A 14,632-nucleotide genomic window follows, 5' to 3' on the forward strand; every position below is an offset into this window, starting at 1 on the left:
AGTTCGGACGTCCACCACGCAAATTTGAACGTCTATTGCTAAAAGTCATTAACAAGCAAAAGGGTGCCGTGCAATCTTAGTGAGTCAACTCCCGACCATCCAATTTTGTTAGCGATTCTCAACCTATACTTATCGTTGCCATGCGAACGGTTATTTTGCTATGATAAGGGAGTATTGTAAGGTTATTTTTGATTCATAATGTTACATATAGATGGATGTAAATATTGGAGGTGCCAGAATGTCTAAAAAGATTTCGACTGAAGATGTGAAGCATGTCGCTCATTTGGCAAGACTTGCGATTACAGATGAGGAAGCGGAAAAATACAGTGAGCAATTGAGCTCGATCATTAACTTTTCCGAGCAATTGAGTGAGGTTGATACAAGCAACGTTAAGCCGATGACGCATGTACTAGATATGAAGAACGTGTTCCGTGAAGATGAACCGAAAGATTGGATCACAAAAGAAGAAGCACTAAAAAATGCACCGGACCAAGCAGATGGGCAATTCCGTGTGCCATCAATTTTGGAATAAGGAGGGAACAAGGTGTCTTTATTAGATTTAACAATAAAAGAGCTACAAGAAAAATTAAGCAGCAAGGAAATTACGGTTACTGAATTAACACAAGCTTGCTTTGACCGGATTGAAGAAACCGATGACCAAGTAAATGCTTTTTTGACATTAAATAAAGAAGCGGCATTGGAACAAGCGAAGCAATTAGACGAAGAAGGAATCGATGCCGATCAATTCCTCTTGTTCGGTATGCCTATTGGGATCAAAGATAATATTATGACGAAAGATTTAAAAACGACGTGTGCAAGTGAATTTCTCAGCAACTTCGAAGACCCTTTATATGATGCAACAGTCATTACGAAACTCAAAAATGCGAATGCCATCAATATCGGTAAATTGAATATGGATGAATTCGCGATGGGTTCTTCAACTGAAAATTCAGCTTACCAAAAGACGACCAATCCATGGAATAAAGACTATGTACCAGGTGGGTCAAGCGGTGGCTCAGCAGCAGCGGTAGCAGCCGGACAAGTTCCATTCGCATTAGGCTCAGATACAGGCGGTTCCGTTCGTCAACCAGCATCCTACTGTGGTGTAGTCGGCATGAAGCCTACATACGGCCGCGTTTCGCGCTTTGGCTTAGTAGCTTTCGCTTCATCACTCGATCAAGTCGGCCCATTGACAAGAACCGTTGAAGATAACGCAAGAATTCTTGAAGTGATTTCTGGGGTAGACGAGATGGACCCTACGAGTGCAAACATTGACGTGCCAAATTACCGTGAAGCATTGACTGGTGATATTAAAGGCTTGAAAGTCGCTGTGCCTAAGGAATATCTCCAAGAAGGCGTCGACGAAGAAGTTGCCAATAAAATTAATCAAGCGATTGATACATTAAAAGAACTCGGTGCAGAAGTTGATGAAGTTTCCTTACCACACTCGAAATATGCAATCGCAACCTACTACATGCTTGCTTCCTCTGAAGCTTCTGCCAATCTCGCTCGTTTCGACGGAATCCGTTATGGAAAACGCGCGGAGAATGCGGACAACTTGATCGATATGTTCAAGCAATCGAGAAGTGAAGGATTCGGTGATGAGGTCAAGCGCCGTATTATGCTAGGGACGTTCGCATTGAGCTCGGGTTACTATGATGCGTATTATAAAAAAGCACAGCAAGTTCGCCGTTTAATTACAGAGGACTTTGAAAAAGTTTTCGAAGACTATGATGTGATCGTTGGACCGACTTCACCGACAACAGCATTTAAAATCGGTGAACAAATTGATGATCCACTAACCATGTATGCGAATGATATTTTGACGATTCCAGTCAACTTAGCCGGCGTACCAGCAATCTCTATTCCTTGTGGTTTCCATCCGGAAAACGACATGCCAATTGGACTGCAAATCATAGGGAAACACTTTGACGAAAGCAATGTCTATCGTGTTGCGCATGCGTACGAGCAACAAACAGAGCATCACAAACAAAAGCCAGCCATTGGGGGTGTCAACGAATGAACTTTGAAACAGTCATAGGACTCGAAGTACACGTCGAACTTAAGACGAAATCAAAAATTTTCAGCCCGAGCCCAAACGCTTTTGGTGACGAACCGAACTCTAACGTCAATCCAATTGACTTAGGCTACCCAGGCGTATTGCCAGTGTTGAATAAAGAAGCGGTCAATTTTGCGATGCGAGCTGCAATGGCGCTCAATTGTGACATTGCGACAGATACGAAGTTTGACCGAAAAAACTATTTCTATCCAGACAACCCGAAAGCTTATCAAATCTCTCAATTTGACCAACCAATCGGTGAAAATGGTTGGATTGAAATTGAAGTCGACGGTAAAAAGAAAAAGATCGGAATTACTCGTCTGCATATGGAAGAAGATGCAGGAAAATTAACACACGGTGATGACGGCTATTCCTATGTGGATTACAACCGTCAAGGAACACCACTCATCGAGATTGTTTCGGAGCCAGACATCCGCACACCTGATGAAGCTTATGCGTACTTGGAAAAACTACGGAATATTATCCAGTTCACAGGTGTTTCTGACGTAAAAATGCAGGAAGGCTCCCTTCGTTGTGATGCGAACCTTTCATTGCGCCCAGTTGGACAAGAAGCATTCGGGATGAAAACAGAACTGAAAAACTTGAACTCGTTTAACTTTGTTCGCCAAGGACTTGAGTTTGAACAAAAGCGTCAAGAAAAAGTGCTTCGCATGGGTGGAGAGATTCTACAGGAAACTCGTCGATATGATGAGAAAACAAAAGAGACAGTGCTCATGCGGATCAAAGAAGGCTCTGACGACTATCGTTACTTTCCAGAACCAGACTTAGTGCCACTTTATATTAGTGATGAGTGGAAAGAACAAGTACGCCAGTCGATTCCTGAGCTGCCGGAAGACCGGAAGAAACGTTATGTCGGAGAGCTAGGACTTGACCAATATGATGCAGAGGTTCTAACGTCTACAAAAGAAATGTCCGATTTCTTTGAAGAAACCGTTAAACACGGTGCCGATGCGAAACAAGCAACTAACTGGTTGATGGGTGATATTTCCGCGCATATGAACAAGCAACAATTGGAATTGTATGACTTGAAAGTTACACCAGAAAGCTTAGCAAAAATGACGAAGTTGATCGAAGAAGGCACGCTATCTAGTAAACTTGCGAAAAAAGTCATTACTGAACTGATGAAGCAAGGCGGCGACCCAGAAAAAATCGTCAAAGAAAAAGGTCTCGTTCAAATCTCTGATGAAAATCAATTGCGTGAAATCATTACGGAAATCTTGAATGAGAACGAACAATCGATCGTTGATTATAAGAATGGTAAAGACCGTGCCCTTGGCTTCCTTGTCGGTCAGGTGATGAAGAAGACCAAAGGACAAGCGAACCCACCAATGGTCAACAAAATTTTAAAAGAAGAAATAGATAAACGATAAAAAGAATATAATCCGACAACAATGATTTGCAACGACGAAAGAGTACAAGCTGAACGAAGGTGAAACGATGAAACGTGCTCGCGTAATTTATAATCCGACCTCAGGTAAAGAAGGAATGAGAAGATACTTACCTGATGTATTGGAAATGTTGGAGAAGGCAGGCTATGAAACATCTGCACATGCCACAACAGGTGAAGGGGATGCTACAACAGCGGCGCAAACCGCATGTGAACGACAATATGATCTCGTCGTTGCAGCTGGTGGAGACGGGACATTGAATGAAGTCATCCACGGCTATGCAAACCAGCCTCACCGCCCGAAGCTTGGAATCTTGCCGATGGGAACAACGAACGATTTCGCCAGAGCGTTAAAATTACCACGAGATCCCAAAAAAGCGACTGAGCTGATTTTAAAAGGGTATTCAAAAAAGCTTGATATCGGAAAAGTGAATGACAAGCATTTTATGAATATCGCCGGTGGTGGGAAACTGACGGAACTGACATACGAGACTTCCAGTAAGCAAAAAGCATTATTGGGTCAGCTGGCGTATTATTTGAAGGGAGTCGAAATGCTTCCTTCCTTACGTCCAGCTTACGTCAGAATTGATTATGACGGCAATGTATGTGAAGAAGAAATCATGCTTTTCCTTGTTGCGAATACCAATTCAATTGGTGGATTTGAAAAGCTTGCTCCTAGAGCCGTCATGAACGATGGGTATTTTGATTTGTTGATTCTGAAGAAAACGAACTTGGCTGAGTTTTTGTTATTGGCGAACAAAGCGTTGAGAGGGCAGCATGTTGATGATGATAAAGTCATTTATACCCATGCAAAACATATTGTTGTCGAACCACGAGATGAACTGTTATTGAACATTGATGGTGAATATGGAGGGAAGCTTCCAGGAACGTTTACAAACCTTCATAAACATATCGAGTTTTTTGTACCACAGGAATATTTTGAAGAAAACGAATAGTGAGCGAAACATCATAAAGTAGTTCAGGAAAGGATTGCATTTAAAAATCCTTCCTTGAACTACTTTTTTAGTTTTAAAACCGGTACTACTTAGGCAACGTTTCATTCCGTTGTTCATCTTTCACTTCCGTAATGTACCACTTTTTGTTTGATTTCGTATGCGAATTCAACTTTCTCACAAAGTTTTCTGCTGCAGAGAAATCATCGAATTTTTTGTTGGATGTACTGCTTGAATCTTTTAGAAATTCTGTTTTTCCATTTACTTTCCTAGCAATTATGTACATGACATCTCCTCCTTGGTTGTTTACAAGCATTTATTATTTTATAGCTGCATTTTAAATCTTTGAGTTTTCTGAATTGTTTAATTGTATTATACAATAATTAGCAAGTGATTGGAATAACATAATGATTAAATAATTATTTCATTTATATGTATAATGTTACGAAAACGAATGGTTTTCCCTTAGGCTTGGGAAAAATGAACTACTTCCTATATAATGGAACCACCAACACATAAAGGACGGAATGAAATATGGCAAAAGCACCTGTAGAAAAAAATCAATATATCGATGTTACATTCGAAGATCTAACACACGAAGGAGATGGAGTTGCGAAAGTAGATGGCTATCCTTTGTTTATTCCATACGGATTACCGGGTGAAAAAGCGAAGGTTAAAGTAGTCAAAACGCGAAAAAACTTCGGTTTCGGAAAGTTAATCGAACTGTATGAGGAAAGTGAGCATCGGACGACACCGCCTTGCGATATTTTCTTTCAATGCGGCGGCTGTCAGTTGCAACATATGACATATGAACGCCAACTTGAAATGAAACAAAAACAAGTGAAAGACGTGATGCGAAAAATCGCTCATCTGCCTGATGTCCCTGTCCATCCAACGATCGGCATGGAAAACCCATGGGATTATCGCAACAAAGTATCGATTCCAGTCGGTAAGCGGGATGGAAAGGTTATCACAGGCTTTTACCAAAAACGATCCCATAACATCATTGACATGGACTCTTGCCCGGTTCAACACCCGCAAAATGATAAGTTAATCCAAGAAATGGCGACTCTATTCGAAGAGCTCCAAATCGAACCATATGACGAGAATACTCATCGAGGTGTTATTCGCCATGTCATTGTACGAACAGGACAACATACAAACGAAATGATGGTCATACTCGTGACCAACACGAAAGAACTACCTAAAAAGAAGGAACTTATTGAAAAAATCCAAGCAATCGACCCGGACGTGAAAAGTATCATTCATAATGTGAATACGAAGAAAACGAATGTGATCATGGGTCCAGAGTCAAAGACAATTTGGGGTAGTGATACGATAACCGATCGAATAGATGACTTAGATTTTCAAATCGGCGCACATTCTTTCTATCAAATTAATCCACTGCAAACGGAAAAGCTGTATGCGAAAACGTTAGAGTATGCGCAGTTAAGTGGTAACGAAACAGTCATTGACGCTTATTGCGGTATAGGAACGATATCTTTGTTCCTCGCTCAGCACGCCAAAAAAGTTTATGGTGTTGAGGTTGTCCGCCAAGCGATCGATAACGCAAAAGATAATGCGAAGCACAACCGATTGACCAATACTGAATTTTACGTTGGACAAGCCGAAAAAGTCATGCCTTGGTGGCACGCACAAGGGTTAAGACCCGATGTAATTGTTGTCGACCCACCAAGAAAAGGGTGCGACGAAGAACTGCTGGATGCAATGGTCGGGATGAATCCAGATCGAATCGTTTACGTTTCCTGCAACCCATCAACATTGGCTCGTGATTTGAAAATTTTAGATGAAGCGGGTTATGAAACAAAACAAATCCAGCCAGTTGATATGTTTCCGCAGAGTAGTCATATTGAGTGTGTGACGGAGATTGTGAAAAAGGTTTAGTGTTGATAACAAATTCAAATTTAGGGTTCCCTCGGACTGATTATTCGGGGGAATTTTGCTTGCCAACGTATGTAATCAATGATAAAAAAATATCCCTCCACAATCGAAGAGATACTTATTCATGGGTATTTTAAACTTCTTAATATCTTGTAGACGCTTACTGCCTTGTGTATCCTTACTTTGCTAAAACCCACAGGTAAAGAATGTCTGCATCTTCATATAGTTATACATCAATCTCGCGCGACGCCCTTCTTCGGTATGCGGATTCATTAAATGACTTAACCTATCAAGAAACTCACGGTCGCAACGGCATGATGGGCCATATTGATCGTAACATTCATCATGGGCTTTGCAGGCAGCATCTACAGCATTAATCGGAGGCCTTGGCCCATGGCATCCTGGTCCACACCAATTATATCCGGGAAATATACAAAAACGTGGAGAAAACCTCCTGCCATTTTGATACATGATTATGTTCCATCTCCTCTCGCCATTAATTTAGGTGTCTTAAACAAAGAATGATGACATACCTTTCACCCGTTATTTGACAATATATGTAGAGAGGTGTCCTTGTGTATGTTTAGATACCTATAGAATATAAAATTTATGATTTTTTTAAGACAAATAAGAGAAGACCCTTTTGCAATCAGGCCTCCTCATTAACCACCTTTAAATCAATAACATTATTTACTATCAGAATGGTACAGTCGTTCCGAATTATTTAAACAGAACTAATTAATATCCATATCCTCCGTAACTGAATGCTCCTGCACCAACGATAATTAATAATACGAACAATACGACAATTAACGCGAATCCTCCGCCATAGCTTTGTGACATTCATATCAACTCCTTCCAGAATTAAAAGACCCCATTTAAAGGTCCTTTCTGTACTACTGTATGAAATTTTTCTCGATCTGTTTGGACTTCTGTATCTAAGACAGAAAAAGTTTAAGAAAAAAGTAAGGGAGATCATGTAAAAATCATGACCGAAAGAACGGGGAATTTATTGGTAGACTGATAATGTATAATAAAAAAACTTCCCGCGAAACAACCTATGTGTAGAACGGCTCCGTTATGTTAATTGCATGGGGAAATGTTATAATGTTTGATACTTATCCATTGTGATGTATTTAAAAGAAAAATAATCGATTTATATTATATAAAGAAGAAAGTTAGGTCGTGAATAAACATGAAACAAAAAAACAATAGAAATAAAGTGAAGAAAAATAAACGCAGCTCGACTAAAAAGCCAGCCAATCAAAGAACACATCAAAAAACGAATAACGCAAAACCTCAGCATAAGAACCAACCTAAATCGAAGAAAAAAACGATTGCTGAAGTTACTTGTACTGGTTTAACGCATGAGGGTAAGGGGATTTTTGAGTGGGAAGGGAAGTCTCTTTCTGTAGATAACTTCTTGCCAGGTGAGAAAGCAGAAGTACTCATTTCACAAAAGGGACGATTTCCAAAAACGGAACTCAAGCGAATCATTACGCCATCGAAAGACCGAGCGGGTTCACCAGCTTCCTATTATGCGCAGAGTGCGGGATGTCAAATTCACCATATGACGAATGAGGCCCAGGCTCGCTTCAAGCAGAATGTCGTGGACGATTTAATGAAGCCGTTCGGTAAGCCGAAACCAATTTTGACGATGGATCATCCTTATGATTATCGTAATAAAAACACGATGACATTCGGTTTGAATAAAAAGAAGGAAGTCATCACAGGTTTATACGCGCCGAATTCCCATCGCATCATACCGATGGAGCGTTCCATTATTCATGATCCGAAAGCCGATAAAATCATTCAAACGATTAAAGGGATGATGAAGTCCTTTAAAATGCAGCCATATGACGAAGATTCAGATCGAGGATTTTTGCGCCATGTGCTTGTAAGAGTCGGTAAAAACAGTGGCGAAATCATGGTTGTCATCGTTGCAGCTTCACCAATATTTAAGGGCCAGAAGAATTTTGTGAAAGCGTTAAGAGAAGCACACCCAGAGATTTCGACGATTTTATTGAACGTAAATACCAGAACGGACAGCATGATCCTCGGCGATCAAGAAAAAGTTCTTTTCGGCAAAGGTACGATCAAAGACACACTTTGTGGTTTGCAATTCGAAATTTCAGCCACATCTTTCTATCAAATCAATCCCGTTCAAACGGAAAAACTATATGCAAAAGCGATTGAAATGGCCAATCTGACTGGAAAAGAAACCGTCATTGATGCTTATTGTGGGATCGGTACAATTGGATTGGTTGCAAGCGAAAAAGCAGGAAAAGTCATTGGTGTTGAACTGAATAAAGGTGCTGTTCGTGACGCGATACAAAACTCGAAACGTAACGGTGTGAAGAATGCCAGGTTTTATCAAGGTGACGCAGGCAAATTCATGGTTCAAATGGCAGCGCGCGGTGAACAAGCAGACGTCGTTATTTTGGACCCACCGAGAAGCGGAAGCGATGAAGCGTTCCTATCGAGTGTCGTTAAACTCCAACCCAAACGCGTTGTATATGTTTCATGTAACCCAGAAACACAAGCTCGCGATATGAAGTATTTAGTGAAAAATGGTTATCGGGTAAAGGAAATTCAACCCGTAGACATGTTTCCGCAGACGAATCATGTGGAGAGTGTGGCTTTGTTGGTGTTGAAATAGCTGTCTAATTAAAATAAACTTTTAGCAACCATAATAAACTCTTCTATTTTTAAGATAATCTCTGGGCTTGAAACCCATTATTCTTATACCTATTCTCTATAAAAGGATATAATAAAGCTGTGAATTATAGAAATAACGGGGGAGTTAATTATGGAGATTATTTTACTTGTTATTTTGTATGCTCTTTTAGGATTAAGTCTTTATTTTATTTGGAAGGCTATAAATTTTGAGCGAGATAAAAATATAAAACTCGCAATTGGACTCAGCGCTATAACTTTTGGACTTTTAATCGCTATTCCTTTTATTATGATACCTAGATTCAATGGGTATTTCTGGTTAACTTTTTTGTCTTTCTTTATCTTTTTGATTGTTTTGTTAATTATTAATATAAAGACAGTTCCGAAGTGGGATGAGTTTATTAGTCTCACTCTAAAAATATTTGAATATTATTTAATTATTTTCGCATTTTTCTTTATTAACAGTTTTACTAGTATAGAGGAACAACTAAGGAAATTACCTAACTTTAGTACAGGTTTACCAATTGGAATAGCTACTACGCTATATATAATTTTTGTAATATTAAAGGTTTTAGATGCCATAGTAACACTCAAAGTTTTTTTAGAAAATAAAAAAATTAATAAGAATTAAATTCTACTTTACATAATCAGATTGTTTTTTAGCGTATTTGGTAATCTGTAAGTATATTTTAAATGACCCGGCTTTCATCTGAAACCTATATCTTTTATTTGTTCAATGTCCTCAATCCATACAGCATGACCGTATAAATTTTGTGCTTTATCATATACGATAAATAATTCAACTCTATCGGTGAAAAAGTTCTTTAAGAAACGTATCCAATCAGCTTTGAAGTCCTGTCCTTCATCAATTAGGCTATAATCAACTTTAAGATGGGGTTTTACGGCGTGTGACCGAAAGTAATCATTTGCAGTTTTCATAAGAGTAATATCATAATCCTCATCTTCACTATCACCATTGAAATTAACCTCTAATTGATGCTCTATTAAAAGCAATTTAAGAAAGTCATGAAAGTGACTAATAGTGATGTGCGATTTCAGTTTTTTCGTTCACCTTGATATTCTCCTGGACCAAATTGTTGACTACAAAGATCTCTTAAATAGTGTCTTAAAGTAATGTTAAAACTTAAAACTAAAACTTGATTATCTATTTTCGCTGCTTGAGTGGCCTTTTTAGCAATTATTACCGATTCCCCCGAGCCAGCGACTCCACTCCATCTACGTATAGAACCAGGACTTAAACTTGCTAGCTTTCTTTAATCACTTGTTAAAATAAAAGGTTGCCGACGTTCATAGTTATAATCAGCTTGTTAGAGTTGTAGGTTTAACTCAGTAACTAAATTTTCAAGCATACCATGGTGTGAAAAGTTTGAACAGTTTCTGGATAACGCATAAGTATGTTCATTATAATTTAATCGATTTTCAGACTTTCCTATATAATCTATATCTATTTTAGTCCATATTTTTGTATAGCTATCAAAAGCATTATAATAATCCATAGCAGCATGTTTATTTGCATAGTGAAAATAAGCAATCGTTTCAATACAAGAAAAGTAACGAGAAAACCTTTCAGATAGATTGACACTTGTAAGTAGCTGGTAATGTAAGATGTTTTTTTATAATATTCCACTTGATTTATTGGATTACTTTTATAATAATTTCCATCGGTACCGCGAATATAGCCATTTCTATTGTGGAATTTTATTGAAAATCTAAACTACGTAAATATTTAGTAGTATTTTTGAATTGCATTAGGTGTTGTTGAATTCCCTGGAGAAACGTGTATCAGTTAAAGGTTAAAGGAAGAAACAAGAGTATTTAAAAGAAAAGGGTTAAGCGTTGTCCAAACAAAATCGATGAATAAACGGTGTAGTATGTTAATATTTAATGTAAAGAACGAATTTTATATTATGCATGCTTATTTAATGAAAAAGCTTTAAACAAAATCACTCTTGAAAGAAATTACTTAACTACCCCTGCGTTCGCTAGCTCTTTGAACGGTTACCCAATGGGGCATTCATCTAAAGATCGGGCTGAAAATACAGAGCGGAGGAATATCTGATGGCTAAACATAAAATATATTCAATGAGCTTCGCAAGTGTCTATCCGCATTATGTCACGAAGGCGGAGAAGAAAAATCGTACGAAAGAAGAGGTCGATGAAATTATCCGCTGGTTAACCGGGTATTCACAAGCAGAACTTGATCAACAATTAGAAAATAAAGTGGATTTTGAGACGTTTTTTGCGGAAGCTCCCCAATTAAATGCATCAAGAAAATTAATTAAAGGAGTCATCTGTGGCGTTCGAGTAGAGGAAATTGAAGAACCGACAATGCAGGAAATTCGCTATTTGGACAAACTCATTGACGAGTTGGCAAAGGGAAAGGCGATGGAAAAAATACTCCGAACACAATAAAAAATGACCTCGAAATCCATTACGAGGTCATTTTTCATTGATTAAATTGAAGCGGTTATATTGTTAAGATAACCATCAAAAGGAACAGCAAAATTAAATAGATCAACGAGAAACGTAAACTTGTTTGTGCCCATTTCTTCTGGTCTTTTGCTTGGAACCCTTTCACTGCTTGGATCATCCAGCTAATGGTCAACAATATAGCAATGACGAAGAAAACCCAGCCTAGCGGTTCGATCAATAAGAACGGGAGAGGGAGTAACGCAATGATGTAAATCAAATGATGCATCATTGCGACTTGTACACCACGGACAACTGGTAACATCGGCACACCCGCTCGCGTGTAATCTTCCAAACGTCTGATTGTGATTGCTAATGTGTGTGGAACTTGCCAAATGAGTAAGATTACGAACAGTGTAATGGGAACAATGTGATTCGCAGGGGCGATGGCAGCCCAACCAATCAATGGCGTAAAAGCTCCAGAGATACTACCGATTAGCGTATTCCATGTATATCTTCGTTTTGACCAGAATGTGTAAAGTACAACATAGACAAACCAGCCTAAAAAGGAATAGAGCAGGGCTTCAGGTGTCGTGAACAACATGATGACCAATCCAATAATGGTTGTAAAGATACCAGCCCATAAAACAGCTTTTAAAGAAAAGTTCCTCGAGACGGTCGGCCGTTTCTGTGTACGGTCCATATTTTGATCCAAATCCACTTCAAACCAGTTATTCAGCATCAATGCTCCGGATATGACGAGAGTACTTCCGATCAACGTTAAGGAAAATAATCCGATATAGTCGCCGAATTGCTCTCCTTCGAAATAAATCGCTAACCAGAAAGCGGTGAACACTGGAAAAACGTTTGCGATTAACACTTTACCTTTTAATAAATTTTTTATATCAATAAAAAGGCCAATCAATCGATTTGAGCCATTGTTTGTTGCAGTTTTCATATAAATCTCCTAATCATTCACATCTAGTCATTCTAGTCTTATTATAGCACAAAAACGTTTTGGACTTATACGCCGAGAGATATTCAAAGTAGAAATTTCAGTGAATTAGTTGGAAAATGACTCCTATTACATATCATTGTCGAATGATTATAAAACTGACTTCTTGCAACCGCCCGACAAGCGGCTCCAACCGCCCGATAAGCGGTTCCAACCGCCCGACAAACGGATCCAACCACCCGACAAGCGGCTCCAACCACCCGACGAAATGCTCTAGCCGCCCGACATTAGCGCGAATCTATGTGAAATTAGCTCGAAACCCTGATAGATATAAAGTCGCTGATCTAACTAGGTATTGTTATTGTAGAATGGTAAACTAGTAAAAGAAATGCATTATGTTTAATAAGGGTGAGCAGTTATTTCTATTTATAAAAGCAACGATTATATCGTACAGTCGATCGAAGGGAATCAATTACCAATCAGTTACGAAGAGCTTGAACAAGCAGCTAAAGCGGCGTTGTCTCCACAAGCTTTTAGTTATATAGCATCGGGAGCTGGTGCAGAAGAGACGGCGCACAAAAATAAAAACGCATTTCAAAGGTATTCTATCGTTCCAAAGTTATTGAATGATGTTTCTGAATTAGATACAAGCATTTCATTGTTCGGAAAAACGTATCCAACACCTTTCGTCTTAGCGCCTGTTGGGGTGTTGAAGCAAGCGGATGAACAAGGAGATCTTGCTGTGACGCGGGCGGCTTTGAGATATGGCATCCCATTTATTCAAAGTACGGTCTCTAGCTTTTCCATTGAAGAGGTTGGCGAATCGAGTGATGGGCCGAAATGGTTTCAACTGTATTGGACGTCGCTTGAAGATATTTCTTTTAGTTTTGTGAAACGAGCGGAAGAAGCCGGTTTTGAGGCAATTGTCGTGACGATTGATACTGTTACGCTTGGATTTCGGGAAAAAGATTTGTTCTATGGGTATTCTCCGTTGGCTCATGGGTATGGGCAAGGGAATTTTGAATCTGATGATGTTTTTTTATCTACGCTGGATGAAGTGAGTAACAGCGCAATCGTTGATGGGATCATTAAACAGATTAACTATCCGGCATTGAACTGGTCACACATCAAAAAATTGAAAGAAAAAACGAGCCTACCAATTCTTTTAAAAGGTGTGTTACATCCAGATGACGCGCTTCGGGCGGTCGATTGTGGTGTAGATGGGTTGATTGTTTCCAATCATGGCGGAAGACAGTTGGATGGCTTGATTTCGAGTGTGGATGCCTTGCCTGAAATTGTGAACGTTGTTAACGGGAAAATCCCTGTATTATTTGATAGCGGTGTTCGACGCGGAAGTGATGCATTGAAGGTGTTAGCACTTGGGGCAGATGCGGTTTTGATTGGTCGACCTTATGTATATAGCTTGGCAGTCAATGGCGAGCAAGGAGTAGAACAATTTTTGACTACTTTCCTTCAAGATTTCAATAGTTCCATGACGTTATCCGGTGTAAAAGATATAAATCAACTAAAACAAATGAAGATTGTCCGCGATTAAGTTTTTTCCTGCATGCTTGTATTTATCCATTGTTTCACATTAAGTAATGAGATTAAAAAAGGAGATTTCAAAATGACCAAACCACGATTAGCAACATTAAATGTAAATGGAAATTTGGAAGAAGGGTTGAAAAATACAGTTCATGTAAGAGATTTGGCACCATTTTTCGTAGATGAACCAGAACGGTTAGGTGGGACGAATGCGGGACCAAATCCGTTGGAATATTTCCTCGGTGCTTATTCAGCATGTACATCCATTATGACTTCATATGCCGCTAAAGATTTAAACTTTACATATACAGGCTTGAATTTTGATACGAATGGAAGCTTGGATCCAAGAGGTTTTAAAGGAGTAGAAGGCATACAAACGTATTTTCAAACAGTCACGATTCAAGTAGAAGTAGAGACGGAAGAATCTGAAGAAGCTTTGGAGCAATTAAAAGAGACAGTAGAAAAAAGATGTCCATTACATAATTTGTTGGTGGATGCAGGTGTGGAAGTTCAAAGTCAGTGGATGAAAAAATAAATAACATAGAACAACAGTTCGTGTTCTGTTATACTGTTAGCAACAACAGATCGATGAATTTTATGAGGGGTGGCGTTACTGAGTGACCTTCTTTGGATTTTTCCGAGGAAGGGAGGTGACGCCTATGGACATTGCGAACGTATTGACTTTAATGATATCCTTCGGGATG

The 14,632-nt window shown here is 39.1% G+C and carries 15 protein-coding genes; 10 read left to right on the forward strand and 5 right to left on the reverse strand.

Going from position 1 to position 14,632, the window contains the following annotated elements:
- Window positions 1-238 precede the first annotated feature (238 nt).
- The 4 genes from gatC to FPQ10_RS06260 all read left to right on the forward strand — a co-directional run bounded on the left by gatC (window position 239) and on the right by FPQ10_RS06260 (window position 4,423).
- Window positions 239-532, forward strand: a complete 294-nt coding sequence (gatC, locus tag FPQ10_RS06245; RefSeq protein WP_144161949.1) for an Asp-tRNA(Asn)/Glu-tRNA(Gln) amidotransferase subunit GatC — start codon at window positions 239-241, stop codon at window positions 530-532.
- Between the two features lie 12 nt (window positions 533-544).
- Complete coding sequence (gene gatA / locus FPQ10_RS06250; protein WP_144161952.1) at window positions 545-2,023, forward strand: Asp-tRNA(Asn)/Glu-tRNA(Gln) amidotransferase subunit GatA; 1,479 nt, start codon at window positions 545-547, stop codon at window positions 2,021-2,023.
- On the forward strand, window positions 2,020-3,450 hold the full coding sequence (gatB, locus tag FPQ10_RS06255; protein ID WP_144161955.1) for an Asp-tRNA(Asn)/Glu-tRNA(Gln) amidotransferase subunit GatB: 1,431 nt from the start codon (window positions 2,020-2,022) through the stop codon (window positions 3,448-3,450). Before gatA ends, gatB begins: the two co-directional genes overlap by 4 nt.
- Before the next feature lie 67 nt (window positions 3,451-3,517).
- On the forward strand, window positions 3,518-4,423 hold the full coding sequence (locus FPQ10_RS06260; protein ID WP_144161958.1) for a diacylglycerol kinase: 906 nt from the start codon (window positions 3,518-3,520) through the stop codon (window positions 4,421-4,423).
- An 85-nt stretch (window positions 4,424-4,508) separates the two neighbouring features.
- Here FPQ10_RS06260 and FPQ10_RS06265 read toward each other — a convergent pair whose 3' ends face one another.
- A complete protein-coding gene (locus FPQ10_RS06265) occupies window positions 4,509-4,706 on the reverse strand; it encodes a hypothetical protein (RefSeq protein ID WP_144161961.1) in 198 nt (65 codons plus the stop codon).
- A gap of 248 nt (window positions 4,707-4,954) precedes the next feature.
- Here FPQ10_RS06265 and rlmD (FPQ10_RS06270) point away from each other — a divergent pair, with 248 nt between their 5' ends.
- Window positions 4,955-6,325, forward strand: a complete 1,371-nt coding sequence (rlmD, locus tag FPQ10_RS06270; RefSeq protein WP_144161964.1) for a 23S rRNA (uracil(1939)-C(5))-methyltransferase RlmD — start codon at window positions 4,955-4,957, stop codon at window positions 6,323-6,325.
- 183 nt (window positions 6,326-6,508) lie between these two features.
- On the opposite strand, the gene FPQ10_RS06275 is transcribed toward rlmD (FPQ10_RS06270), so the two are convergent.
- Entirely contained in the window at window positions 6,509-6,793 is a 285-nt protein-coding gene (locus FPQ10_RS06275) for a phospholipase (RefSeq protein WP_144161967.1), read from the reverse strand.
- Between the two features lie 267 nt (window positions 6,794-7,060).
- Window positions 7,061-7,165 (reverse strand): YjcZ family sporulation protein, encoded by a 105-nt coding sequence (locus tag FPQ10_RS06280; protein ID WP_144161970.1) that lies wholly within the window; start codon window positions 7,163-7,165, stop codon window positions 7,061-7,063.
- A 352-nt stretch (window positions 7,166-7,517) separates the two neighbouring features.
- On the opposite strand from FPQ10_RS06280, the gene rlmD (FPQ10_RS06285) reads away from it, so the two are divergent.
- Window positions 7,518-8,981: a 23S rRNA (uracil(1939)-C(5))-methyltransferase RlmD gene (gene rlmD, locus FPQ10_RS06285; protein WP_144161973.1), complete on the forward strand. Its 1,464-nt coding sequence runs from the start codon at window positions 7,518-7,520 to the stop codon at window positions 8,979-8,981.
- 150 nt (window positions 8,982-9,131) lie between these two features.
- Window positions 9,132-9,629: a hypothetical protein gene (locus FPQ10_RS06290; RefSeq protein WP_144161976.1), complete on the forward strand. Its 498-nt coding sequence runs from the start codon at window positions 9,132-9,134 to the stop codon at window positions 9,627-9,629.
- A 74-nt stretch (window positions 9,630-9,703) separates the two neighbouring features.
- Here the strand turns inward: FPQ10_RS06290 and FPQ10_RS06295 are convergent, their stop codons facing one another.
- On the reverse strand, window positions 9,704-10,012 hold the full coding sequence (locus FPQ10_RS06295) for a hypothetical protein (protein WP_144161979.1): 309 nt from the start codon (window positions 10,010-10,012) through the stop codon (window positions 9,704-9,706).
- Between the two features lie 1,065 nt (window positions 10,013-11,077).
- On the opposite strand from FPQ10_RS06295, the gene FPQ10_RS06300 reads away from it, so the two are divergent.
- A complete protein-coding gene (locus FPQ10_RS06300) occupies window positions 11,078-11,431 on the forward strand; it encodes a DUF2200 domain-containing protein (protein WP_144161982.1) in 354 nt (117 codons plus the stop codon).
- Window positions 11,432-11,486: 55 nt separating this feature from the next.
- Here the strand turns inward: FPQ10_RS06300 and cyoE are convergent, their stop codons facing one another.
- A complete protein-coding gene (cyoE, locus tag FPQ10_RS06305; RefSeq protein ID WP_144161985.1) occupies window positions 11,487-12,386 on the reverse strand; it encodes a heme o synthase in 900 nt (299 codons plus the stop codon).
- 514 nt (window positions 12,387-12,900) lie between these two features.
- On the opposite strand from cyoE, the gene FPQ10_RS06310 reads away from it, so the two are divergent.
- Both FPQ10_RS06310 and FPQ10_RS06315 read left to right on the forward strand, forming a co-directional pair.
- Entirely contained in the window at window positions 12,901-13,938 is a 1,038-nt protein-coding gene (locus tag FPQ10_RS06310) for an alpha-hydroxy-acid oxidizing protein (protein WP_255439751.1), read from the forward strand.
- 72 nt (window positions 13,939-14,010) lie between these two features.
- On the forward strand, window positions 14,011-14,463 hold the full coding sequence (locus FPQ10_RS06315) for an OsmC family protein (RefSeq protein ID WP_144161990.1): 453 nt from the start codon (window positions 14,011-14,013) through the stop codon (window positions 14,461-14,463).
- Window positions 14,464-14,632: the final 169 nt, after the last annotated feature.

The organism is Allobacillus sp. SKP2-8, from assembly GCF_007559355.1.
In the GTDB taxonomy this organism is placed as follows: Bacteria; Bacillota; Bacilli; order Bacillales; family Alkalibacillaceae; genus Allobacillus; species Allobacillus halotolerans.

Excerpts from the sequence above, each read along its gene's own strand:
- gatC (WP_144161949.1), top strand. The coding sequence starts at position 239 with ATGTCTAAAAAGATTTCGACTGAAGATGTGAAGCATGTCGCTCATTTG.
- gatB (WP_144161955.1), top strand. The coding sequence starts at position 2,020 with ATGAACTTTGAAACAGTCATAGGACTCGAAGTACACGTCGAACTTAAG.
- FPQ10_RS06260 (WP_144161958.1), top strand. The coding sequence starts at position 3,518 with ATGAAACGTGCTCGCGTAATTTATAATCCGACCTCAGGTAAAGAAGGA.
- FPQ10_RS06265 (WP_144161961.1), bottom strand. The coding sequence starts at position 4,706 with ATGTACATAATTGCTAGGAAAGTAAATGGAAAAACAGAATTTCTAAAA.
- rlmD (WP_144161964.1), top strand. The coding sequence starts at position 4,955 with ATGGCAAAAGCACCTGTAGAAAAAAATCAATATATCGATGTTACATTC.
- FPQ10_RS06275 (WP_144161967.1), bottom strand. The coding sequence starts at position 6,793 with ATGTATCAAAATGGCAGGAGGTTTTCTCCACGTTTTTGTATATTTCCC.
- FPQ10_RS06280 (WP_144161970.1), bottom strand. The coding sequence starts at position 7,165 with ATGTCACAAAGCTATGGCGGAGGATTCGCGTTAATTGTCGTATTGTTC.
- rlmD (WP_144161973.1), top strand. The coding sequence starts at position 7,518 with ATGAAACAAAAAAACAATAGAAATAAAGTGAAGAAAAATAAACGCAGC.
- FPQ10_RS06290 (WP_144161976.1), top strand. The coding sequence starts at position 9,132 with ATGGAGATTATTTTACTTGTTATTTTGTATGCTCTTTTAGGATTAAGT.
- FPQ10_RS06300 (WP_144161982.1), top strand. The coding sequence starts at position 11,078 with ATGGCTAAACATAAAATATATTCAATGAGCTTCGCAAGTGTCTATCCG.
- cyoE (WP_144161985.1), bottom strand. The coding sequence starts at position 12,386 with ATGAAAACTGCAACAAACAATGGCTCAAATCGATTGATTGGCCTTTTT.
- FPQ10_RS06315 (WP_144161990.1), top strand. The coding sequence starts at position 14,011 with ATGACCAAACCACGATTAGCAACATTAAATGTAAATGGAAATTTGGAA.